The sequence below is a fragment of the Sphingomonas sp. CFBP 8765 genome, from assembly GCF_014841445.1.
GTDB lineage: Bacteria > Pseudomonadota > Alphaproteobacteria > Sphingomonadales > Sphingomonadaceae > Sphingomonas > Sphingomonas aerolata.
This window is the reverse complement of the sequence record NZ_JACYTY010000005.1, coordinates 47,855-70,540: the sequence shown is the minus strand read 5'-3', so window position 1 is coordinate 70,540 and position 22,686 is coordinate 47,855. Positions and strand designations below refer to the sequence as shown.

Sequence of the window (22,686 nt, the reverse complement as noted above, 5' to 3'; positions counted from 1 at the left end):
TGAAATATCTCCTTCGTTATACCGTAATCTAGGGTTCGGCTGCACGCGTCTCAACCGTCGACAGCCTAGCTTTGCTCCGTCATCGCATAGCGCGGCTTGTGCCTGTCGAGCATATCGGCTGATATCTCGATCAATCGGGGTGCCGCGGTGTACAGCAACGCCGCCTCGATCGTCCGCCCCGGAAAGATCACCCGCAACGCCGCCGCATAGGCCGCCATCTGCTTGAGATGATAGTCCGGCACCTCGTCGAGCCCGCGCGGCGCACGCCGCCCGGTCTTGAAGTCGATCACCCGGATGGTCTCCGCGCCGATCAGCAGCCGGTCGACCGTTCCAGACACCACGATGCCGTCCGCCAGCGTGGCCGCGATCGGCGCTTCGGCAAGCGAGTCGATACCGAACAGGTCTGCGAAGCGCGGATCCTCGATCACGCCGATCGCGCTTGCTGCGATTTCCGCTCGCGCGGCGGGATCGAGAACGCCACCGGCCTGGCCGAGCCAGCGATCCGCCGCCGCCGCCCGCGAACCGCCGTCGACAGCGGGAAGGCGCTCGAGCAGCTTGTGGATCAACGCGCCGCGTTCGGCCGCAAGCCGCATCTCCGGAGTCGGCGGCGGGTCGGACACCGCATCCTCGCCGAGCGCGGACGGTGACAACGGGCGCGACGGTCGTGATTCCTTCGGTGCCGCGTGCCGGGCCCAGTTGGGTATCGTCTGGGACGGCACGGCCGCGTCGTTAGCAGCGGGCTTGACCGGTACCGGAGACTCCGTCCCGTCGCCGACGAAGACCCGCTCGCCCTCCGCGTCCGGCACGCCCAACGCCGTCAGTGCACGATCCGCAGCGCCATACCAGCTCGTCACCGGCGCAACGCCCTGCGCCCGCGTACCGAGCGCGCCCGCGATGACCAGACGTTCCTCGGCGCGGGTCGCCGCGACATAGAACAGCCGCCAATGCTCCTCCAGTTCGCGCCGCTCGGCTGCCGTCACCACCGCATCGAGGGGGCCACCCCGCTCGCTGCTGCGCGGACGGAACACCGGCAACGGGGCGACCATGTCCTCGGGAGTCCATTTCAGGATCGATCGCGGTGCGGCGGCGGGGTCGGCGGTCGCATCGGCGAGGATGACCAAGGGTGCCTGCAGGCCCTTGGCGCCGTGCGCGGTCATCACGCGCACCGCATCGAGCGGCGCCGACGGATCGCGGACGATGTCGACATCGCCGCGATCGAACCAGTCGAGGAAGCGCTGCAGCGACGGTGTCGTATTGCTCTCGAACGTCAGTGCAGCGTTGAGCAGTTCCTCGATCGGATCGCGCGCTTCGGTCCCCAGTCGCAGGATCAGCTTGCGCCGTCCGTCGAGCGGCCCGGACAGGAGCTCCTCCAGAAACTGATATGGCGTTGCGATGTCCGCACGTGCGAGCATCGCGAGCAGCGGCGCGAGGCGCTCGGCGGACTGCGTCCGCTGAAGATGCCGCCACAACGGGCCGGCCTCACGTGGCGCCGCCGCCATCAGTTCGTCCTGCGTCCAGCCGATCAGCGGCGAGACGAGCAGCGATGCCAGGCTCAGATCGTCTTCCGGCTGCAACACGAAGCGGATCGTCGCGAGAAGATCCTGGACCGCGAGCGGCGCGTTCAGACGCAGCCGATCGACGCCCGCGACGGGCACGCCCTCGGCATAGAGCCGCGCGACGATCAGCGACGCGAGGTCGCCGCGCCGCTTCACGAGGATCATCACATCCTCAGGGCGCAGCCGTCGCCCCTTGCTCTCGAGCATCAGCCCGTCGGGCGCGAGCCAGCGTCGGACCGCCTTGGCGATATCGCCCGCAAGCTTGCGGACCGCATCCTCGACCCAGCCCTCCTCGTCGTCCTCGCTTCCCCCTGCGATGACCGGTGGCCATAGCGTCACGCTGCCCGGGCCCTTGACCTCGCTGGCATGGACCTCGAGCTCGCCGATCGCGCCAAGCCCCGGCTCGCCCGCCGCAGCGACTGCGGCATCGACGAACGCGAGGATCGGCCGGGTCGACCGGAAGGAGTGTGTCAGCGACAGCCGCTCAAGCGGCAGGCCCCGCTCCGCCTCCGGCCATTCGTCGTCACCCGCAACCTCGAGCGCGCGCCGCCCGAAATGCAGCTCTGCGGCGGCGAAGTTGAACGGGTCGGTTCCCTGGAAGCCGAAGATCGCCTGCTTCCAGTCGCCGACCGTGAACAGCGTGCGCGTCGAAGGGGCATAGATGCCGCGCCCGACAAAGAATTCGTCGGCCAGCGCCCGCACGATCCGCCACTGGTCGGCATTGGTGTCCTGCGCCTCGTCGATCAGGACATGCTCGGTCGCCTGATCGAGCTTGTAGCGGACCCATTCGCCGATGCCGGGCTGGTCGAGCAACGCCACGGTCGTCGCGATCAGATCGTCGAAATCGACCCCGCCGACACGCCGTTTCGCGAGTGCATAGGCACGCGCATAGTCGCGCCCGACCTCCAGCCCGTCGGCGAGAAGATCGGCATAGGCCACGCGCTGGATCATCGATGCAATATCCGCACAGGCCGCGCCGACATCCTGTGCCAGGATCTCATAGTCAGGTTCGAGATCGATCAGCTTCTTCTGTGCCTTGCGCGGCTCGCCCTTGGCCGTCAGCACGACGCCTGCGAGATCGGGGAGCATTGCCGCACGGTCCGGCGACGCGAGCCACGTCTCGACCACCGCCGCCTGCTTCAGCCCTGTCGCGGTTCCCCACGCCCGGTTGGCTGCGCCGATCCGCGTGATGGCGTCGATATCCAGCGCCTCGCACCAGTCCGCGACCGCCTCGTCGATATCGCCCGCGGGTAGTTCGAGCGTCCGACGCAACCAGGGCCGGATACCCGACGGCAACGCCTCGAGCGCGGGCAACGCGCGGGCGCAGGCCATCAGGAACCCCTCGGCACCGCCCTCCCCCATCCGCAGCGACAAGCGACCGACGATCTCGACGGGACGTTCCCGCCCCTCACGCTCGGCGTCCGCGAGCATCCCCGCCAGCGCCTCGCGTGCAAGCCCGGCTTCCTCGCGCGCCTCCAAGGGGCGAAAACCGGGGGTCAGCCCAGCTTCGACCGGAAACGCCGCCAGCAGGCCCTGACAGAAACCGTGGATCGTCTGGATCCGCAGCCCGCCCCCCGGCGCGTCGAGCACCTTGGCAAACAGCGTCCGTGCACGATCCTGCAACGCCTGGTCCGGGACCTCCCCCAGGGCGATCAGATCGGCACCCAGCGCGGGACCGGGCATCCGCACCCATGCGGCAAGACGCCCGTTGATCCGCTGTGCCATTTCGGCGGCGCCCGCCTTGGTGAAGGTCAGGCACAGGATCGCGCCCGGATCGACACCGCGCAGCAAGAGCCGAAAGACGCGCGCCGCGAGGACCTGGGTCTTGCCGGTTCCCGCCGATGCGGACAGCCAGACATGAGCGCTGGGGTCACTCGCCGCCGCCTGCGCGCCCTTGAGACGGGGCAATGTGCGAAGCTCGCCGCTATTCACGACCATACCATTCATCGCGGCGCATCAGCTGGTCATACTCGGCATAGGGGGCGTATTCCGGCACGAGCTTGGCGGTGAAGGCGGCGCTGCCGGTCAGCCAGTTTCCCGCGACCTCGGTGAAATTGTGCGCCGCCGTCGCGGTGAATTCTGCGGTCGGGATCTTGTCGCGTTTGCCCTCGGGATCGACCGGACTCTCGACATAGCCAAACGCATCGCGCTTCTTGCCAAGCGACCAATATTCGAACGCACCCGCCTTGCCCGCGACATCGGCAAACCCGCCGCGCTCGGCGATCAGCCCCAGCAACCCCAGCTGCAGGCTATAGCCGGCGCGCACCGCGGTCGCCGAGGGCGGCTTGCCGGTCTTGTAGTCGATGATCGCCAGCTCGCCGCCGGGCAGCCGGTCGACACGGTCGTACCGTCCGCGCAGCGTCACCCCCGCAATCGCGATCTCGCCCTTGCCTTCCGCGCTGGCGACGACCCGGCCATCGACGGCCTGCGCCGCGATCGTACCCGCGATCCAGTCGATCGCCTCGAGCAGCCGCGGCTGCCAGAGCGCGCGCATCATCGGGTGTGTCCGCTCGTCGCGCAGCATCGCCTCGGCCCGCGGCCGCAATGCATCGATCGCGCAGGCGTCGTGCTTCCACCATTGTTCGAGAATGTCGTGGACCGCGGTGCCGCGCCACGCCGCGCTCGGATCCGCATCGACCGGGTCGAGCGGCATCAGTCCGAGCACCCGGCGCGCGTAGAAGGCATAGGGGTCGGCCTTCAACCGGTCGACCTCGGTCACCGAAATCAGCCTTGGCCGCAGCGCGGCGATCGGCGACGGTGCCGGACGGTCGGAGGGCCGGTGCGCCCGCGGATCGTCGAGATCGCGTGTCCACGCCTCCAGCGCCTCGGCGCGCTCGAACCTGTCCCCCGCAAGTGCCTGCAACCGCAGCCAAAGTCGCGACGCCAACGCCGGCGATTTGGCGTCGCGGCGCGCACGTGTGACGATCGCCCGCGGCGCGCCGAGCGCCTGAGCGAAATCATGCGCCGACGTCCCTACCTGCCGCTCGAGGCCCGGCAGCCCTAGCTCGGCGCGTATCCGCGGCGCGAGCCACGGATCTGGCGCGGGACGACCCGGCCACATGCCTTCGTTCAGCCCGCCCAGAACCATCAGGTCTGCGGTCTGCAATCGCGCCTCGAGCAGGCCGTAGATCGCCAGACGCGGATGCGCGCCCTGCAATGGCCGCACCGCAACCTCGTCGAGCAAGTTCCGCAAGAGCTGCGCAAGTTCGCCCGGATCGACGAGTGGCGGACCAGCATCGGCTTCGATTTCGAGATCCGCAAGGCATTGCGCTGCGGCACGCCCTGCGGGGCCGGCCCAGAGTTCATCGCCGCACAGCGCCGCGGCCGTCTCGCGAACGATCGCCAGCAACGGGCCGAGCGGCTGGGCGCCGCGTTCGAAAACCGTGGCGATCGGCGTGAGCAGCGCTTGCGCCTCGGGCCACCAGCGCTTCGCCGTTCCGGCACGCAGATGCGCATCGACAGCATCGAGCCCCGCGGCGGGCCGCGGTCCGCGCAACGCGCGATCGAGCGCGCGAACGCCGTCGAGCCACGCCAGCCGGGTATCGCCACTGCGGACCAGCGGGTGCTTCAGCAACGCCAGCAACGCGAGCGGCGCGAAACGCTGTGCCGCAGCCTCGACCAGCGCGAGGATGAGGGTCCCGGGCGGGAGGATCGACAAGGGCCGGCCCGCGCTGTCGTCGATCAGGATCTGCCAGCGCCCAAGATGCGCCGCGACACGCCGCGCCAGAGCGCGATCGGGCGTAACGAGCGCGGCTGTCCGTCCCGGCTCCTCCAGCACGCCGCGCAAGGCCAGCGCGATCGCCTGCGCCTCTTCGGCGGGCGTTGCCAGTTCGGCGACCGTCACCCCCTTCAGGCGGCGATCCTCTGCCCCCAGCCGGGTCCACTTTCCCGTGAAGTCGGCGGGGGCCAGTGCATTGGCGATAGCGCGGCTTCGGGTCGTGTCGGCGTCATGGCCACCGCCCTCGCGCCAGGTCGCAACCTCGGCGCGCCCGACGCCCATGCGTTCGAGCAGGAGCTTTAAATGAAATTGCGGATGCGTTTCGATCGACCGCCGCGTCAGCCCGGTATCCGGGTTTCGCGGGTGGGGTCCCAGCGCATCCCACTCCTCGTCGGGCAGGTGCAGATCGAGATCCGCGAACACTACCATGCCGCCTGGCAGGTCTGCGACGCAACGCAGGGCGCGCGCGACCGACGGCGCGGAGTCGGTGACGCCCGCAGCGCAGACCAGCCCGGCCGGCGGCGTCGCACGCCACCGCACCACCAATCTGTCGAGCAGCGCGGCGCGCCGAGTCGCCGCGTCGATCCGCCCCAGGCGGGCCAGCTCGCCCGGCCATCGCTGCAACACGACGTCGAACGTCGACAATGCGCGCTGCCAGTGTTCGGTCAGTTCGGGACCGAGTTCGATCTCGTGCAGGCGCGTCGGCGCGACCTCCTCGACGAGCAGCTGGTCGAGCGTCTTGGCGAGTTCGCCGGCAAGTCGGACCGCCTCGGCCGCATCGATCGGATGCCCCCCACGCCGGCGTTCTTCCGACACCAGCCGCGCAAGGATCATCCGCCGCTGATAGGGCGGCACTGCTGGCAGCGGCGGATCGACATCGTCCGCAGGATCGAGCGCCGCGCCGACCGCTTCGCCCAGCCCAGTGTCGCCCAGCGCGATCATCCGCGGCAACACCAGCCCCCCGCCGCTCGCCCGCACGAACGCATCGGTCACCGCCCGGATCGCGCGGTTGTTCGGCAACAGGATCAGCGCGCGGGCGAGCGCCAGCGGATCCTGCCCTGCCCGCCGGAGCAAACCCGCGACCAGCGCGTCGGCAAAGGCGCGATGGGCGGGGATGGTGTAGAGGGTTGGCCCCGTCCGTTCAGCCACCGGCCAGGATCGCCTCGGTCTTCGGAATTGCGCCGGGCGTGCCAACGTCGAACCACAGGCCCTGATGGACCTGGCCAAATGCACGACCCGCGGCGATCGCACGGTCCCAGAACAGGTTCGTCGAAAACGGTCCCTCGGGCCAATCCGCGATGACGCGCGGGTGGAGAATCTGGATGCCCGTAAAGGCGAAGGGTGCGACCCGCCCCGGCTTGCGTCGTCCGGTGATCCGCCCGTCCGCTGCCAGATGGAAGTCGCCGGGACCGCCATGATTGTGCGCGCGGGCGAGCGGAACCATCAGCAGCAGCGCATCCATCGTCGCATCGTCCCAGCGCGACGCAAGCAGGCGGATCGCGTCGACCGGTCCGTCAATCCAGAGATTGTCGCTGTTGACCACCAGAACCGGCGCATCGCCGAGCAGGGTACGTGCCTGAACCAGCCCGCCGCCCGTCTCCATCAACCGGCGACGCTCGTCCGAAATCACGACCTCGATATCGGGGTAACGATCGGTGACATGCGCCTGCAACGTATCCGCCAGATAGTGAACATTGACCACCGCGCGGGCGATCCCGGCACGCTGCAGCCGATCGAAGACATGGTCGATCAGCGCCTTGCCGGCCACTTCGACCAGCGGCTTGGGGCGCGTCGCGGTCAACGGCCGCATCCGTTTGCCGAGCCCGGCCGCCATCACCATCGCCGTCTCGGGCACCGTCCCGCGCGGGATCGGACGGATCATCCGCTGGCCGCTCATGCCGCCAACGCCAGCGGGTCGCCGCGCAATGCTGCCGGCACATTGGCATCGAACCAGGCCGCGACCGGTGCCATCACCGGCTGGGCCAGGTCACGCTCGAGATACGTCCAGACCCGGGGACACAAGGTCGGGTAGCGCAGCTTGCCGTCGCGCTTCCACAGCCGCGTGAAGATGCCGAGGATCTTGGCGTTCCGCTGCGCGCCGAGCACGTGATAGGCGTCGAGAAACTCGTCACCGACGCCCGTCGCTTCGCGGTAGCGCGCGAGCATCGCTGCCTCGACCACCGGATCGACGTCGCGGCGGGCATCCTGCAACAGCGACACGAGGTCATAGGCCGGGTGCCCGGCGAGCGCATCCTGGAAGTCGAGCAGGCCGAGCGCTCCGTCCGGCGCGAGCAGCATCAGGTTCTCCGCATGATAATCGCGCAGGACGGTGACGGGGTCGGTCGCGATCCCGTGATCGAACACGGCGTCCCATGCCGCATCCCAGCCCGCCCGGTCCGGGACGATCCCGAGGGCCGGGCAATACCAGTCGACGAACAGCGCGGCCTCGCGCGCCAGGACGGCACGATCATAGGGTGCGAATGGTCCGGCCGGGTGCGAGTGAAGACGGCCGAGCAGGTCGATCGCGGGCGCGTAGAGCGCCATGCCCTTGTCGGACGATGCGTCGATCGCCTCGCGCAACCGATCATCGCCGAAATCCTCGATCAGCACGAGCCCCTGCGTCAGGTCGCTCGCGAGGATCGCAGGCGCCCGGAACGTCCGCTCGACCAGCCACTGTGCGACCGCGATGAACGGGCGCGGGTCTTCATGTGGCGGCGGCGCGTCCATCAGGATCGCGTGGCGTGTCCCGGCGACGACGCGGAAATAGCGACGGAACGAGGCATCCCCCGCAACCGGCAGGAGCGTCGCCCCCGCCCAGCCATGCGCGTCGAGAAATGCGGCGGCGCCCGCCGGGGGTGTCATATCGGCCATCGCCGCGTCCAACCCTCCGGCACTCCGGCTGTCAAGCCGCGCGTGCCGTCCGGTTCGATCGTGAGGTCGAGCCGAAGCGCGTCCGGCCAATAGTCCGGCCCCGCCCGCTCTGGCCATTCGACGATCAGAACGGAATCATAACGCGCGTCGTCAAGCGCGAGCTCGACGATCTCGTCCGGATCGTCGATCCGGTACAGATCGACGTGGAGCACCGGCAGACGCACCTCGGGTGGTGCATAGGGCTGGACGATCGCGAAACTCGGCGATGGCGCCTCGCCGACCAGACCGAGCGCGGCCAGCAGCCCGCGTGCCAGGCTCGTCTTCCCCGCGCCGAGCGTCCCCGTCAGCGCAATCACGTCACCCGCCTTGACGTGCGCTGCCAGTTTCGCGCCGAACGCCTCGGTCGCGGCGGGATCCTCTAACCGCAGCACGGTCATGCGACCGAACCCGGGCAGCGTGCGTGTCCCTTCAAAGCGATGATCATCTCCGCGGTAGTTCGACCGTGATCAGCGTGCCGTTTCCGGGTTCGGATACGAGATCGATCGTGCCGTTATGCGCCTCGACGAACTGCTTGGCGAGCGGCAGGCCGAGCCCCAGCGCACGATCGCCGATCGTCTTGGATTCGGCGAACCGGTCAAACGCATGCGCGACGCCTTCCGCGCTCATCCCCGCGCCGTCATCCGACACGACGATCCGCGCATGCGTTGCATTGCCGTCGGCGTGCAGGAGAATCCGCCCCCCCTCGGGCGTACCGGCGACCGCGTGACGCAGCAGATGCTCGACGATCTCACGCAGTCGCTTGGGATCGCCGCAGATACGCCCGGTCGAGCGCCCGATCTCGATCGCGAAGTCCAGCTTGCGACGCCGCGCGGTCGCCTGGATCGAGCCTGCCGCGGCGCGGGCGACCACCGCCAGCTCGACATCGGTGCGCACCATCTCGGTGCTCTCGCTCTCGGTCCGGGTCAGGTCGAGCACGTCGTCGACCAGCAGCCCGAGCCGCTCGACCGATTCGAGAATGGCCTCGAGATACCCCCCGGCCTGTTCGCTCATCGGCCCGGCATAGCCACCGTGCAGCATCTCGGCGAAACCACTGATCGACGTCAGCGGCGTCTTGAGCTCATAGCTCATGTTCGCGACGAACGCCGTCTTCACCTTGTCCGCCGCCTCGAGCGCGTTCGCGCGTTCGCGCAAGGCCTGCTCCGCACGCCGGCTGTCGGTGATGTCGAGCATCGTGAACAGCGCGTTGCCGTCGGGCAGCGGGACGCCCGCGAATTCGAAATGCCGGCCGTCGGCAAAGGCCACGCGGCCCCCGCGCTGCTGCCGTCCGGCGGTCGCCGATCGCACGAGATCGGGGATCAGCGCCGACCGGTTGGGCGTCATCAACTTGCCCGCGGCCGCATCGGCAAAGACGTCGACACGCGGATGACCCGCAAGGAATTCCTCTTCGAGGCCCCACAGCACCCTGAATCGGTTATTCCACAATTGCAGCCGGCCGTCGGCGGCGAACACGCCGAGCGCCTCGAACAGGTTGTCGAAGGTGGCGGTACGGACGCGCAGCAGCGTGTCGCGCGCGCTGGCGAGCTGGACATGCTCGGTGCGGTCCTCGAAGATCAGCAACAGCCCGCCATCGGGCAAGGGCTGGGCGACAACGCGCAAATGCGTACCGCCGCGCAGGTGCCAGATCTCCTCGCTCGCGCCGCCGTTCGGCATGGTCCCGGTCTGCATGAACCATGCGCGACGCTCGGCCTTCCATGCCGGAAAGTCGCGGACCTCCGGGAGCCTGTCCGCTTCGCGCATCCGTTCGAGCACGCGGTCGAATTCGGGACGGTCGGCGAGCCACTCCGCCCGCATCGCGAACATGCGCCGGAACGGCTGGTTGCAGAAGACCAGGCCGCGGTCGCCACCGAACTGCGCGACCCCCGCCGACAACCGGTCGAGCATCGCCCGCTGCGCCTCGGCAAAGCGCTTGGCGCCCGAGCGCGCCTGCTCGAGATCCTCGATGTCGATCGCAAAGCCCGCCACCCCGCCGGTCGGCAGCGGCACGTCATAGATCTGGAGCGACCGACGGGCCCCGTCGATCGTCGCGGGCAGGACCTGCTGGTGCGGCCGCCCCTGCTCGCGCGCGGCGGCGGCACCCGCCAGCGGCCCGCCGCGCCCCGATCCCTCGACGAGTTCGAGGCCGCGCGCGACCACGTCCTGCGCATCCTGGCCCTCGACGGCCGCGACATAGGCGGAATTGACCATCGACAGCCTGAGATCGCGCGCCCGGTACCACATCGGCAGCGGCGCCGCTTCGATCAGCCCGGTCAGCGCCTCATAGGCGGCACCAAGCCGCGCCGTCTCAGTGCCGAGGCGCTTGATCTCGGATTCGCTGTCCGTTGCATCGAACGCCCAGATCAGGATGCTGCCAGTTGCCCCCATCGCACCAGGCGCACGCGCGCCGCGCAGCGTGATGGCCCGCGTCGAACCGACGGGGCGGACGGCACGGACGAAGGGCCGGCCCGAACGCTGTGCAGCGGTCACATCAGCGGTCAGCGCGGCAGCATCCTCGGGTGAGAGCCCGGATTCCTCACCCGCCAGATCCATCAGATAGCGTGGCGCCGGAATACCCAGCCAGTCCGCCATCCGCTGCGGCATCTCCACTCGTCCATCCGAGCGGACGACCGTCGCGACGGCCGGCGACCCATCGAGCAACGCGCGCATCGTCGCATTCTCAGCGAGGGTCGTCGCGACGCCGGCGCGCGCGCGCAATCCCAGGAACAGCAGCAGCCCGCCAAGCCCGAGCAGCAGCAGCGTCGCAACGCCGGCCAGAACGGTCGCCCATGTTCCGGGGACCGTCATGTCCCGGAGACACTCTTCGCAACGAGATCGGGAAACACGGTAACCGCCATGGCTCCGTCTACGCCAACAGCGCCCCCCGGGGGAAGACGGCGATCGGGAAATCGCATGCGGCTGATCGGGTGCCTCACCTGCACGCTTGGCGGCTCCGGCGCGTCAGCCCGAGGCGCTGGAAACCCAATCCCTCCAGACTGTTGCAAGGATGAAACACATTGTAAAAAAACGATCCTATTCGTCTCAATCGAGTGGATCGGGCCGCGCCGCGCGGCCTAACGGCGGCGCATCGACGAAGGTCAGCGGCTTTGCCCCTTCGTCGGAATGTTTCAGTCGAGAGTATTAAATGACCCAAGCCTATCGTCGCAGTCTGCTCGCCACGAGCCTCCTCGTTGCGGTTTCCACGCTCCCCGCTGCCGCACAAACCGCTCCGGCAACGCCTGCGGCCACGCCCGAGGCAGCCGCTCAGGCAGAGGCTTTGGAGCCAGCGACCCCGACCCAGACCGCGACGGATCAGAACCCGCAGGGTGCTACAGAAGCGCCGGCAGGCGAGATCGTCGTGACCGGCTCGCGCATCGCATCGCCGTCGGCCACCGCCGCCTCGCCGCTCCAGAGCGTCGGCATCGCGCAGATCCAGCAGGCCGGCGCGATCAACGTACAGGACGTCCTGCTCCAGAATCCGGCATTCGGTACGCCGGGCGTCAGCCGCACCAATTCGAGCTTCGCGACGCAGGGCGCGGGCGTAGCGACGGTCAATCTGCGCAACCTTGGCGAGGACCGCACGCTGGTCCTCGTCAACGGCCGCCGCTTCGTCTCGGGCCTTCCGGGCAGCAGCGCGGTCGATCTCAACGTGATTCCGACGCAGTTCCTCGAGAACGTCGACATCCTGACCGGCGGCGCATCGGCCGTCTACGGGTCCGACGCGGTCGCGGGCGTCGTCAACATGATCTACAAGACGAAGTTCGACGGCATCCAGCTCGACGGCCAAGTCGGCATGTCGCAATATGGCGACGGCTTCGACCGTCAGGTCAATGCCCTCGTCGGGAAGAACTTCGCTGACGATCGCGGCAACATCATGCTGTTCGGTGGCTATTCGAAGCAGGGTACAGTGCTGAAGCGCGACCGTTTCACCGAGGCGGGTTCAAGCGCCGTCGATTCGACAAGCCGCGGCTATCTAACAGGCAACGATGCCGAGCTGTTTACGCCGCAGCGGCCGTATCTTTCGGGGTTTGCGCCGCAGGGTCGCTATTATGCCGGCGACAGCACCTTCACCTATGGTCAGGATGGCGCGCTGCGCGATTGCGCGTCCGCCAACGGCACGGGGGGCTGCGTCAATGCCGATGGTACGGCCGCGGGCCCGGACGGCTTCAACCGGTCCGACTTCCGTTATCTCGCCGTTCCCGTCGAGCGCTACGTTGCCGCCGGCCGCGCAAATTACGAGGTGTCGCCTGCACTCAACCTGTTCGTCGAGGGCAATTATGCCAAGACCAAGGTCAGCACCGTGATCGAGGCGTTCCCCCTCGATTCGACCTTCAGCAACCCACGCAATTCGGGCCAGATCCCGATCCAGACGGTCGTCGGCGGCGTAACCTATCGCAACCCCTATGTGCCAGACGCGATCTTCAATGCTGCGACGGACACCGACAATGATGGACTGCGGGACATCTATTTTGATCGCCGTCTCGCCGATTTCGGACCCCGGACGATCCGGTCCAGCCGTGACCTGTTCCGCATCGCGGGCGGCGCAAACGGCAAGTTCCTCGAAGACCGCTTTAACTATGAAGTTTATGGGATCTATGGCCAGACCAAAGAAGACCAGGTCGGAACCGGCCAATTTAATACCGCTAACTTCTTCCAGGCGCTAAATTCTTATCGCGACCCAGCAACGGGGCAGATCGTGTGCGCCGATCCGACCGCGCGCGCAGCAGGCTGCGTTCCCGCCAACATCTACGGCGCGGGCGCGCTCGCACCGGCGGCCGGCTATCTCGCCGTGCCGACCACGCTCAGCACGAAGGTCACGCAGACCGTTGCCGGCGGCAACGTATCGGGCAAGCTCTTCTCGCTGTTCGGCGCCGACCCGATCGGCTTCAGCGTCGGTACCGAATACCGCCGCGAGAGCAGCCGCAACGACTTCGATCTGCTCACCCAGCAGGGCCTGAACGGCAACAACGCGCTGCCATCGACCGCGGGACGTTTCCATCTCTGGGAAGGGTTCGGCGAGGTCGTCGCACCGATCATCCAGGACAAGCCGTTCTTCCAGTCGCTGAGCGTCCGCGGCGCGATCCGCGTGTCCGATTATTCGACCGTCGGCACCACCTACAGCTACAATTTCGGCGGCGAATGGGCACCGGTCGAGGATATCCGCTTCCGCGTGATGCAGGCGCGGTCGGTGCGTGCGCCGAACATCAACGAGCTGTTCCAGGCTCCGCAGCAGAATTTCCCAAGCGTCAACGATCCCTGCATCGGCGTGACCGCGGCGACGGCCGGAACGCTCGGCACGACCTGCCGTGCCGCGTCCGGCGTGCTCGCCAACATCGCGGCGAACGGCGGCGCGTTCGCCGCGAACCAGGCCGATATCCAGGGCGTCACCAGCTTCGAGGCGGGCAATCGCAACCTCCAAGAAGAGAAGGGCGATTCCTTCACCGCGGGCGTGGTGATCAACCCGCGTTCGGTCCGAGCGCTGCGCAACCTCGTCGTCACGGTCGATTACTTCAACATCCGGATCAAGGATGCGATCGTCCAGACGCCGCTGCAATACATCGTCAACCAGTGCTACCAGCAGGGCAATTCGGATTATTGCAGCCAGATCACGCGCCGTGCGGCCGCGCTCGGGCCGAACAGCGCCGGGTCGCTCGACCAGCTGACGACCAGCTTCCTCAACAGCGGTGGCGTCAAGACCCGGGGCATCGATACGGTCATCACCTATCGCCAGGATCTCGCCGATATCGGTCTCGCCGGCACACTTGGTCTGCGAGGCTCATACACGCATCTGATCTCGGGCTACACGGTGCCCCTGCCCGATGCGGATCGTGACTATTTCGCGGGTGAGATCGGTGCGTCGCGCGACCGGTTTACGACGAACCTGTCCTATGACATCGATGGTGTCGGCTTTACGACGACGGGCACCTGGATGAGCCAGGCAAGCCTCGACGACCAGTTGACCGGCGCCCGCCCGGGTACCAATCCGCTGTACCGCGTCCGTCCGCAATTCTACCTGGACTCGCAGATCCGTTTCCAGACGAACGACGGCTTCGAATTCTACGTCGGCGGGTCGAACCTGCTCAATAACAAGCCGCCCTATCTCGCCGATATCGGCGCGTCGGCCGGCCAGGATACCGATGCGGGCACTTATGATCCGCTCGGCCGCCGCTATTATGCAGGTGTCCGGATCAACTTCTGATCCCCGGACACATCGTACCTCAGGAGGGGAGCCGGCAACGGCTCCCCTTTTTTGTCCGAGCGACATGGACAAAAAAAGGGCGCGGGCCGCGGGAGGATATCCCGATGCCCGCGCCCTTCACGTCTGGAGGATGGCGATCACGCCGCCATGAACATCTCCGGCGGCAACGCCATCAGCGACTCCGCGCCACCCTCGATCTTGCGACGCAGCGCGCCCGCGTCGGGCAGGATCCGCTCGGCATAGAAACGCGCGGTGATCAGCTTGGCGTCGAGGAACGCCGCCTCGCCCTCACCGGCCGCCTTCAGCTTGGTGGCGGCAACCGCCATCCGCAGCCACATCGCGCCGACCGCGACGATCCCCATCAGATGCATGTAGCTGACCGCACCGGCGCCGACATTCTCAGGGTTCTTCATGCCGTTCGCCATGAACCACATTGTCGCCGCCTGAAGCTGGCCGTTCGCCTTTTCCAGCGCCTCGGCAAATGCCGCCGTCGCCGGATCGCTTTTGGCCGGCGCAACGTCGTCCGCGACCAGCTTGAAGAACGCCTGGATCCCGCGACCGCCGTTCTGCGCCAGCTTGCGACCGACCAGATCCATCGCCTGCACGCCGTTGGTGCCTTCGTAGATCATCGCGATCCGCGCATCGCGCACATATTGCTCCATGCCCCATTCTGCGATGTAGCCATGACCGCCATAGACCTGCTGCGCGTTGGTGGCGATCTCATAGCCCTTGTCGGTGCCATAGCCCTTGATGACCGGGGTCAGCAGGCTGATCATGTCGCCCGCCAGCTGACGCTCTTCCTCGGTCGCGGCGTTATGCTCGAGATCGCCCTGCAGCGCGGTCCACAGGATCAACGCGCGCAACCCCTCGGTCATCGCCTTGCCCTCCATCAGCATGCGGCGCACGTCGGGATGGACGAACAGCGAATCCGCCTTTTCCTGCGGCTCCTTCGGCCCGGTCAGCGCGCGTCCCTGGCGACGGTCCTGCGCATATTGCACCGCATTCTGATACGCGACCTCGGCCACGCCCAGCCCCTGAAGGCCGACGCCCAAACGCGCCGCGTTCATCATGATGAACATCGCGGCGAGGCCCTTCATCTCCTCGCCGACGAGCCAGCCGGTCGCCGAGTCATAGTTCATCACGCAGGTCGAGTTGGCGTGGATCCCCATCTTGTGCTCGATCGACCCGCAGGTGACGCCGTTGCGATCGCCGAGCGAACCGTCTTCGTTGACGAGGAACTTCGGCACGACAAACAGCGAGATACCCTTCGAACTGTCGGGCGCGCCCGGCGTCTTGGCGAGGACGAGGTGGATAATGTTCTCCGTCAGGTCATGCTCGCCGCTCGAGATGAAGATCTTCGTGCCGGTGATAGCATAGGAGCCGTCCGCCTGCGGCTCGGCCTTGGTGCGGATCAGGCCCAGATCGGTGCCGCACTGCGGCTCGGTCAGGTTCATCGTCCCGCCCCATTCGCCCGACACCATCTTCGGCACGTACATCGCCTTCTGCGCGTCCGATCCCTTGGCGACCAGCGCGGCGATCGCGCCATGCGTCAGGCCGGGGTACATCGCGAACGCCATGTTCGACGAGATCATGTATTCCTGGAACGCGGTCGAGACGACGTGCGGCATCCCCTGCCCGCCATATTCGGGCTGGTTGCCAAGCGTCGCCCAGCCGCTCTCGACATACTGCTTGTACGCCTCCTTGAAGCCGTCGGGCGTCGTGACCGATCCGTCCTCGTGGCGGGTGCAGCCCTGCTGATCACCCGACAGGTTGAGCGGGAACAGGACTTCTGCGACGAATTTTCCGCCCTCTTCCAGCACCGCGTCGACGACGTCGGGGGAAGCCGCGTCGAAGCCCGGCAGGTTGCTGTAGCGGTCGAGGCCGACGACCTGTTCGAGGACGAAGCGCGTGTCGCGGACGGGGGGCGTATATTGGGGCATGGTCTATCCTTGCTGGTCGTTGGCGCGGCCGACTTCGAGAAGGGCCACGAAATTGGTAAGTTCGTCGATGGCGGCGTCGATATCCCGCTTCTGCGCGGTCAGCAGCGCGATCCGCGACTGGCTGCGCTCGATCACGACCTGACGCTGCGCACGACGCCCGTCGCCGACGTCGTAAAGGTCGATCATCTCGCGGATCTCGCCGAGGCTGAAGCCGACACGCTTGCCGCGCAGGATCCATGCGAGCCGTGCGCGGTCGCGGTGCGAGTAGATACGCTGCGTGCCCCGTCGCTCGGGCGCGATCAGCCCTTCGTCTTCGTAGAAGCGAAGCGCGCGTGCGGTCACGTCGAACTCGCTCGACAGATCCGATATCGTGAAATGGTCGCGATCATGCCGCGGTTCGATCACCGCATAGGATTCGGGAGATGCCCGTTCTGCCGGGGATGCTCTGGTCGCCATGCCGGAACATTTAGCTCTCGTTTACGTCAACGTCAATCTCGGCATAGAAATTTGCCCGCCTTCGAGCGCAGCGTGGCCGCCTCGGACCGCGACTCGCTCAACCGATCGACCGTCACCGCGGCAAGCGAGGCTCGTCCCGCACACAGCGCTTCGCACGCTTCGGGCATGTCGGCGGGGAATGTGATGCGATCCCCGTCGAACCGCGCATCGAATGCGCATTTGCCGAACGTCATCTGCAGCCGCTCGCCGGAGCGCTCGACGGTCCCCGATGCCGCGCAGCTCTGAGCTTCGCCATAATCGACGCTGACGCCGATCCGGCTGACCCGCTCGGTCCCAATGATGCAGATCCGGTCGGTATCGCGCGCCCAGGAGCCCTGAAGCGCGGCACCGGGATCACCAACGATACCCGCGCTCCGCGCCGCCGACTCGAGCCGCGAACCGGGCGTGCTCTCGGTATTGGTGATGCTGGTCGACGCACCGTCGCATCCGGCCAGCAGCGACAGCAGGAGCATGAGCCCGCCACGCCAGTGGCTCATTCGGCGGTCACCAGGCCATCACCCTCTATACGCCGGAAAAAACAGGTACGTTCGCCGGTGTGACAGGCCGGGCCCGCGGCATCGGCGATCACCCATATCGCGTCCTGGTCGCAGTCGATCCGGAGTTCGGCGACGCGCAGCACATTGCCCGACGTCTCCCCCTTGCGCCACAAGGCTTGCCGGCTCCGCGACCAGAAATGCGCCTCTCCGGTCGCCTGGGTCTGCGCCAGCGCGTCGGCATTCATGTGCGCCACCATCAAGACATCGCCCGACACGCGATCGGTGACGACCGCCGTCAGCAGGCCGGAGGAGTCGAACTTCGGATCGAGCGTCAGGCCCGTGTCGCGGCTGTGTGTCATGCCCGGGGACATACCAGAAAGCGGGCGCGAAGCGACGCGAGAGATCAAACCCATTGCGCAATGTTATTACAAGGAGGCGACAAACGTGTGAACCGCGACTATAGGGCATGCTCCGCACGACGTGAGACCCGGCATGCTGACCACAAACCCTTATGATGACGACAAACTCCGTGAAGAATGCGGGGTGTTTGGCGTCTCGGCCACCGACGGCGCGGCGGCGCTTGTCGCCCTGGGCCTCCATGCGCTGCAGCATCGCGGCCAGGAAGCCGCCGGCATAACGACGTTCGACGGCGCCCATTTCCATACGCACCGCGCGATGGGGCATGTCGCCGGGAACTTCGATCGCGACGACGTGATTCGCGCGCTGCCGGGCACGGTGGCCTGCGGGCACGTCCGCTACTCGACGACCGGCGAGACCGCGCTCCGCAACGTGCAGCCGCTGTACGCCGAGCTGTCGACGGGCGGTTTCGCGATCGCGCATAACGGCAATATCTCTAACGCAATGCGGCTGCGTCGCGAGCTCGTGCGTCGTGGCTCGATCTTCCAGTCGACCAGCGATACCGAGACGATCATCCATCTCGTCGCGACGTCGAACTATCGCACGCTGCTCGATCGCTTCATCGATGCGCTAAAGCAGGTCGAGGGTGCCTATTCGCTCATCGTAATGACGCCCGAGGGCATGATCGCCTGCCGCGATCCGCTGGGCATCCGGCCGCTGGTCATGGGCAAGCTTGGCGACGCAGTGATCTTTGCGTCCGAAACCGTCGCGCTCGACGTCGTTGGCGCGACCTTCGTCCGCGCGGTCGAGCCGGGCGAACTCGTGATCGTCCAGGGGTCCGAGATCCGCTCGATCCGCCCGTTCGCGCCGATGGCGGCGCGGCCGTGCATCTTCGAATGGGTCTATTTCTCGCGCCCCGACTCGATCGTCGACGACCATTCGGTCTATTCGGTGCGGAAAGCGATCGGGGCGCAGCTCGCGATCGAATCGCCGGTCGATGCCGATCTCGTCATCCCGGTCCCAGATTCGGGCACCCCCGCGGCGATCGGCTATGCGCAGCAATCGGGGATTCCGTTCGAGCTCGGAATCATTCGCTCGCATTATGTCGGTCGCACCTTCATCTCGCCGGGCGACAAGGTCCGCCATCTCGGCGTGAAGCTGAAGCACAACGCCAACCGTGCGCTGATCAAGGGCAAGCGCGTCATCCTCGTCGACGATTCGATCGTCCGCGGCACGACCTCGCTCAAGATCGTGCAGATGATGCGCGAGGCGGGCGCGGCCGAAGTCCATATGCGCATCGCCAGCCCGCCGACCCGCCACTCCTGCTTCTACGGCGTCGACACGCCGGAGCGCGCCAAGCTGCTCGCGGCCAAGCTCGATCTGGGCGGCATGACCGGCTTCATCCACGCCGACAGCCTCAACTTCATCTCGATCGACGGGCTGTACAAGGCGCTCGGTGAGGCCAAGCGCGCGGATATCCGACCGAAATATTGCGATGCCTGCTTCACCGGCGATTACCCGACCACGCTGACCGATCATGACGAGGGCGCCGAGGTCGATCAGTTCGCGATGCTCGCCGAACGCGTCATCTGAGAGTCTTGGAGCTAGAATGACCGACAAGCCTCTCGAAGGCCGGCTTGCGCTGGTCACCGGTGCAAGCCGCGGCATCGGCGCCGCCACCGCGATCGCGCTCGCTGCAAAGGGCGCGCACGTGGTTTTGACCGCGCGCACGCCGGGCGGCCTCGAAGAGGTCGAGACAGCGATCCATGACGCCGGCGGCTCCGCGACGATCGCGCCGCTCGACCTCGCCGAGAGCGAGGCGATCGGCCGGCTCGCGAGTGCGGTCGGTGATCGCTGGGATGCGCTCGACATCCTCGTGTTGAATGCGGGCATGCTGGGATCGCTGTCGTCGGTCCCGGCGATCGATCCGAAGGAAATGGCGCAGGTCCTCACGCTCAACGTCAGCGCGCAGGCGGCGATGATCGCCGCGTTCGATCCGATGCTGAAGAGGGCGAAGTCGGCGCGCGTGATCGGCGTCACGTCGAGCGTCGGTCGCAAGCCGCGCGCTTATTGGGGGCTCTACGGTGCCTCGAAGGCGGCGTTCGAGACGCTGCTCGGCGCTTATGGGGACGAGATGGCCGAGATCAGCGGCATACGCACCGCGATCGTCGATCCCGGCGCTACCCGCACCAAGATGCGCGCGCGCGCCTATCCGGGCGAGGATCCGAATTCGGTCAAGGATCCGCAGGTCGTTGCGGACCGCATCGTCGCGCTGGCTGTCGAAGGGTTTGAACCCGGCCATTTCGAGCGCGTCGCCTAAATCCTTCCCCTTGCGGGGCGGACGATCAGCGTCGCTTCACCAGCGTTACCTGCGCGACGTCGATCCCGCCACCGCGAAACCCGCCCTCGCAATACATCAGGTAATAGCGCCACAGCGCAATGAACTTCGCGTCGAGCCGTGCCGGCAGGCGCCCCTGCGCAACAGCGGCGTCGAACGCGATCCGCCAACGCCGGCATGTCTCGGCATAGTGCAGCCCGAAGCTTCGTTGATCCTCCCACGTCAACCCGCGCGCCTCCGCCAGAGCGCGGAACCGCGGCTCGGACAGCAGCATGCCGCCGGGAAACACGTAGCGCTGGATGAAGTCGACGCTTGTCGAATAGGCGTCGAAGATCGCATCGTCGATCGTGATATATTGAAGCGCGGCACGGCCGCCGGGTTTCAGCGCCCGTGCGACCGCGTCGAGATAGGCCGGCCAATAGGCCTCACCCACCGCCTCGACCATTTCGATACTGGCCACCGCGTCATAGGTTCCGACGACGTCGCGGTAATCGGTCAGCGAGACGGTCACCCCCGTCAGCCCTGCCTCGGCCATCCGCGCGTCGACCTGTCGCTTCTGCTCGGTCGACAGGGTGAGGCCATGCACGTCGACACCGGACTGCGCGGCGAGGGCTGCGAAGGACCCCCAGCCGCAGCCGATCTCGAGGATGCGATCGCCGGGCTGCGTACCCGTCCTGTCCAGAATCGCCTGGAGCTTCGTCGTCTGGGCATGCTCGAGCGGTTCGGCCTCGCTAATCGGCTCCGCGAACAGCGCGCTCGAATAGGTCAGGCTGGGATCGAGCCACGTCTCGTAGAAGTCGTTGCCGAGATCATAGTGCGCGGCGATGTTGCGCCGTGATCCCGTGCGGTGGTTGCGTCGCATCCAGTGCCAAGCGCGGGCCGAGAGTCGCGCAACCCCGCCCGATCGCGCCGTCCTGCCGAGCGATATCCGGTTGCGCATGAACAGGTCGAACAGCGGGACCGGATCGGGACTGGACCAGTCGCCCGCGGTCCAGCCTTCATACCAGCCGACCGATCCGGCCGTTGCCAGCCTTACCAATGCCCGCCAGCGATGGACGGTGACGATCGGCATCGGCCCGGGTGCACGCCCTCCCAGCAAACGGCGGGTGCCGTCGGGCAAGCTTGCCTCAATACCGCCGCTCTCGAGTCCTGCATCGATCCGGTCGAGCAGGCGGTGGAATATCGGCGCGGTCAGGCGTGCTGCACTGGTTGCGCGCCCTGTAGCGGCATCGTCAAAGGCGTGGGCGGCGGTCATCGCGGCGCTCCATGCAACAGCGTCGCGACCTAGGAAAGAGGCGCGTGCCAAAAGGCGTCAGCGCGCGTGCCGCCCCGCCTCGAGCGCGCGCTCGCGTGCCTCGCGGTGACCGATGATCTTGGCCGGATAGTCGCGCGGCCGACACCCGGACTCGTCCGGGTCGTGGATCGCGTCGCCCGTAACCTTGGCGAGTTCCGGCACCCATTGTCGGATATAGTCGCCCGCATCGAATTTTTCCGATTGCGACAGCGGCGCCATGATCCGGCCGAACATGTTCGAATCGACCCCCGTGCCCGCGACCCATTGCCAGTTGACTGAATTATTGCCGTAGTCCGCATCGACCAGGCAATCCCAGAACCAGCGTTCGCCCTCGCGCCAGTCGAGCAGCAGATGTTTGACGAGGAAGCTCGCGGTGATCATCCGGACGCGATTGTGCATCCAGCCCGTCGCCCAGAGCTGTCGCATCCCTGCATCGACGATCGGATAGCCTGTCCGACCGGTCTGCCACGCTTTCAGATCGGACGCCGCCGCCTTGCCGGTGCGCCATGGCAACGCATCGAACGCCGGCCTTCCGTTGCGGCGGGCATAATCGGGGAGCGCCAGCACCACGCCCTGCGTGAAATCACGCCACGCCACTTCCTTGCGGAACGTCGTGACGCCGTCGCCGTGTCCCGAGACGGCATGCCAGACCTGGCGAGGACTGATCTCGCCGAAATGAAGATGCGGGGACAGCCGGGACGTCCCCTCGGTCGAGGGTATGTTGCGGTCGTGGTCGTAATCGTCGGCGACGTCCGCGAACCGCGCCACCGCCTTCCGCGCGGCGTCCTCACCGGGGCGCCAGTTGGAAAAGCCACCCGACCAGTCGGGCTTGGTCGGCAACAGCTTCCAGCTCTCCACCGCGTCCGATTCCGGCCACGTCTCCGGCGCATCGATCTTGCGCGGCATCGCCACCGGTTCCGGTGGCGGCATCATCTGCGACAATGCTTTCCAGAACGACGAATAGACACGGAACTGCCCGCCTGCTCCGGTCGTGACGCTCTCGACCCGAGCCAGCTGGTTGCCATCATGGAGGCAGATCGCGTCGCCGAGCGCATCCTCGGCCTTGCGCCACCATGGCTCATACTGGCGTGTCGCGAACACCCGCTCCGCGCCCGTCTCCGTCATCAGCGACTGCAGCGTCGCAACCGCATCGCCCCGCCGCAGGATGAGGCGGGAGCCCTTCTTGTCGAGCGACTTGGCGAACGCCTCGAGGCTGTGATGGAGCCACCAGCGCTGGGCACCGCCGATTGCCCAGTCGCCGGGCGCGTCGTCGTCGAGGATATAGACGGGGATCACCGGCCCTTCCTGCGTGGCGGCGACGAGCGCCGGGTGGTCATGCAGGCGAAGGTCCTGGCGAAGCCAGAGAAGTACGGGTGTTGTCATCGCCT

15 protein-coding genes are annotated in these 22,686 nt (G+C 67.1%); 3 read left to right on the top strand and 12 right to left on the bottom strand.

Annotated elements, in window-relative coordinates; genetic code table 11:
* Positions 1 to 65 precede the first annotated feature (65 nt).
* From addA to IFT87_RS13605, 6 genes are read right to left on the bottom strand one after another with little or no spacing between them, the layout of a single operon-like run.
* Entirely contained in the window at positions 66 to 3,494 is a 3,429-nt protein-coding gene (gene addA / locus IFT87_RS13630) for a double-strand break repair helicase AddA (protein WP_192191126.1), read from the bottom strand.
* Positions 3,481 to 6,423 carry a double-strand break repair protein AddB gene (addB, locus tag IFT87_RS13625; RefSeq protein WP_192008925.1) on the bottom strand — a complete coding sequence of 981 codons (2,943 nt, stop codon included), beginning with the start codon at positions 6,421 to 6,423 and terminating at the stop codon, positions 3,481 to 3,483. The genes addA and addB overlap by 14 nt, the downstream gene beginning before the upstream one ends.
* On the bottom strand, positions 6,416 to 7,171 hold the full coding sequence (locus IFT87_RS13620) for a nucleotidyltransferase family protein (protein ID WP_031439047.1): 756 nt from the start codon (positions 7,169 to 7,171) through the stop codon (positions 6,416 to 6,418). Before IFT87_RS13620 ends, addB begins: the two co-directional genes overlap by 8 nt.
* A complete protein-coding gene (locus IFT87_RS13615; RefSeq protein ID WP_031439048.1) occupies positions 7,168 to 8,136 on the bottom strand; it encodes an aminoglycoside phosphotransferase family protein in 969 nt (322 codons plus the stop codon). The genes IFT87_RS13620 and IFT87_RS13615 overlap by 4 nt, the downstream gene beginning before the upstream one ends.
* On the bottom strand, positions 8,133 to 8,582 hold the full coding sequence (gene tsaE / locus IFT87_RS13610) for a tRNA (adenosine(37)-N6)-threonylcarbamoyltransferase complex ATPase subunit type 1 TsaE (protein ID WP_052148991.1): 450 nt from the start codon (positions 8,580 to 8,582) through the stop codon (positions 8,133 to 8,135). The genes IFT87_RS13615 and tsaE overlap by 4 nt, the downstream gene beginning before the upstream one ends.
* A gap of 43 nt (positions 8,583 to 8,625) precedes the next feature.
* A complete protein-coding gene (locus IFT87_RS13605; RefSeq protein WP_107045841.1) occupies positions 8,626 to 10,986 on the bottom strand; it encodes a PAS domain-containing sensor histidine kinase in 2,361 nt (786 codons plus the stop codon).
* Between the two features lie 337 nt (positions 10,987 to 11,323).
* Here IFT87_RS13605 and IFT87_RS13600 point away from each other — a divergent pair, with 337 nt between their 5' ends.
* The gene (locus IFT87_RS13600) at positions 11,324 to 14,377 is read left to right on the top strand and encodes a TonB-dependent receptor plug domain-containing protein (RefSeq protein WP_192008923.1); all 3,054 of its coding nucleotides are present in this window, start codon (positions 11,324 to 11,326) and stop codon (positions 14,375 to 14,377) included.
* A gap of 137 nt (positions 14,378 to 14,514) precedes the next feature.
* On the opposite strand, the gene IFT87_RS13595 is transcribed toward IFT87_RS13600, so the two are convergent.
* From IFT87_RS13595 to hisI, 4 genes are read right to left on the bottom strand one after another with little or no spacing between them, the layout of a single operon-like run.
* Complete coding sequence (locus IFT87_RS13595; RefSeq protein WP_192008921.1) at positions 14,515 to 16,317, bottom strand: acyl-CoA dehydrogenase C-terminal domain-containing protein; 1,803 nt, start codon at positions 16,315 to 16,317, stop codon at positions 14,515 to 14,517.
* Between the two features lie 3 nt (positions 16,318 to 16,320).
* Positions 16,321 to 16,773, bottom strand: coding sequence for a MerR family transcriptional regulator (locus IFT87_RS13590; RefSeq protein WP_031396539.1), 453 nt, complete (start codon positions 16,771 to 16,773; stop codon positions 16,321 to 16,323).
* A 32-nt stretch (positions 16,774 to 16,805) separates the two neighbouring features.
* On the bottom strand, positions 16,806 to 17,309 hold the full coding sequence (locus IFT87_RS13585) for a hypothetical protein (RefSeq protein ID WP_236559005.1): 504 nt from the start codon (positions 17,307 to 17,309) through the stop codon (positions 16,806 to 16,808).
* Positions 17,306 to 17,668, bottom strand: coding sequence for a phosphoribosyl-AMP cyclohydrolase (gene hisI / locus IFT87_RS13580; RefSeq protein WP_031396541.1), 363 nt, complete (start codon positions 17,666 to 17,668; stop codon positions 17,306 to 17,308). The genes IFT87_RS13585 and hisI overlap by 4 nt, the downstream gene beginning before the upstream one ends.
* Positions 17,669 to 17,801: 133 nt before the next feature.
* Here hisI and purF point away from each other — a divergent pair, with 133 nt between their 5' ends.
* Both purF and IFT87_RS13570 read left to right on the top strand, forming a co-directional pair.
* The gene (gene purF, locus IFT87_RS13575; protein ID WP_037527979.1) at positions 17,802 to 19,259 is read left to right on the top strand and encodes an amidophosphoribosyltransferase; all 1,458 of its coding nucleotides are present in this window, start codon (positions 17,802 to 17,804) and stop codon (positions 19,257 to 19,259) included.
* 16 nt (positions 19,260 to 19,275) lie between these two features.
* Positions 19,276 to 19,986 carry an SDR family NAD(P)-dependent oxidoreductase gene (locus IFT87_RS13570; RefSeq protein ID WP_192008919.1) on the top strand — a complete coding sequence of 237 codons (711 nt, stop codon included), beginning with the start codon at positions 19,276 to 19,278 and terminating at the stop codon, positions 19,984 to 19,986.
* A 25-nt stretch (positions 19,987 to 20,011) separates the two neighbouring features.
* Here IFT87_RS13570 and IFT87_RS13565 read toward each other — a convergent pair whose 3' ends face one another.
* Both IFT87_RS13565 and IFT87_RS13560 read right to left on the bottom strand, forming a co-directional pair.
* The gene (locus tag IFT87_RS13565) at positions 20,012 to 21,259 is read right to left on the bottom strand and encodes an SAM-dependent methyltransferase (RefSeq protein WP_081874338.1); all 1,248 of its coding nucleotides are present in this window, start codon (positions 21,257 to 21,259) and stop codon (positions 20,012 to 20,014) included.
* A 57-nt stretch (positions 21,260 to 21,316) separates the two neighbouring features.
* Positions 21,317 to 22,681 (bottom strand): cryptochrome/photolyase family protein, encoded by a 1,365-nt coding sequence (locus IFT87_RS13560; RefSeq protein ID WP_192008917.1) that lies wholly within the window; start codon positions 22,679 to 22,681, stop codon positions 21,317 to 21,319.
* Between the last annotated feature and the right edge of the window lie 5 nt (positions 22,682 to 22,686).

Bases quoted from the DNA above. Each gene is read 5' to 3' on its own strand.
- addA (WP_192191126.1), bottom strand. From the start codon at position 3,494: ATGGTCGTGAATAGCGGCGAGCTTCGCACATTGCCCCGTCTCAAGGGC.
- IFT87_RS13620 (WP_031439047.1), bottom strand. From the start codon at position 7,171: ATGAGCGGCCAGCGGATGATCCGTCCGATCCCGCGCGGGACGGTGCCC.
- IFT87_RS13615 (WP_031439048.1), bottom strand. From the start codon at position 8,136: ATGACACCCCCGGCGGGCGCCGCCGCATTTCTCGACGCGCATGGCTGG.
- tsaE (WP_052148991.1), bottom strand. From the start codon at position 8,582: ATGACCGTGCTGCGGTTAGAGGATCCCGCCGCGACCGAGGCGTTCGGC.
- IFT87_RS13605 (WP_107045841.1), bottom strand. From the start codon at position 10,986: ATGACGGTCCCCGGAACATGGGCGACCGTTCTGGCCGGCGTTGCGACG.
- IFT87_RS13600 (WP_192008923.1), top strand. From the start codon at position 11,324: ATGACCCAAGCCTATCGTCGCAGTCTGCTCGCCACGAGCCTCCTCGTT.
- IFT87_RS13595 (WP_192008921.1), bottom strand. From the start codon at position 16,317: ATGCCCCAATATACGCCCCCCGTCCGCGACACGCGCTTCGTCCTCGAA.
- IFT87_RS13590 (WP_031396539.1), bottom strand. From the start codon at position 16,773: ATGGCGACCAGAGCATCCCCGGCAGAACGGGCATCTCCCGAATCCTAT.
- IFT87_RS13585 (WP_236559005.1), bottom strand. From the start codon at position 17,309: ATGAGCCACTGGCGTGGCGGGCTCATGCTCCTGCTGTCGCTGCTGGCC.
- hisI (WP_031396541.1), bottom strand. From the start codon at position 17,668: ATGACACACAGCCGCGACACGGGCCTGACGCTCGATCCGAAGTTCGAC.
- purF (WP_037527979.1), top strand. From the start codon at position 17,802: ATGCTGACCACAAACCCTTATGATGACGACAAACTCCGTGAAGAATGC.
- IFT87_RS13570 (WP_192008919.1), top strand. From the start codon at position 19,276: ATGACCGACAAGCCTCTCGAAGGCCGGCTTGCGCTGGTCACCGGTGCA.
- IFT87_RS13565 (WP_081874338.1), bottom strand. From the start codon at position 21,259: ATGACCGCCGCCCACGCCTTTGACGATGCCGCTACAGGGCGCGCAACC.
- IFT87_RS13560 (WP_192008917.1), bottom strand. From the start codon at position 22,681: ATGACAACACCCGTACTTCTCTGGCTTCGCCAGGACCTTCGCCTGCAT.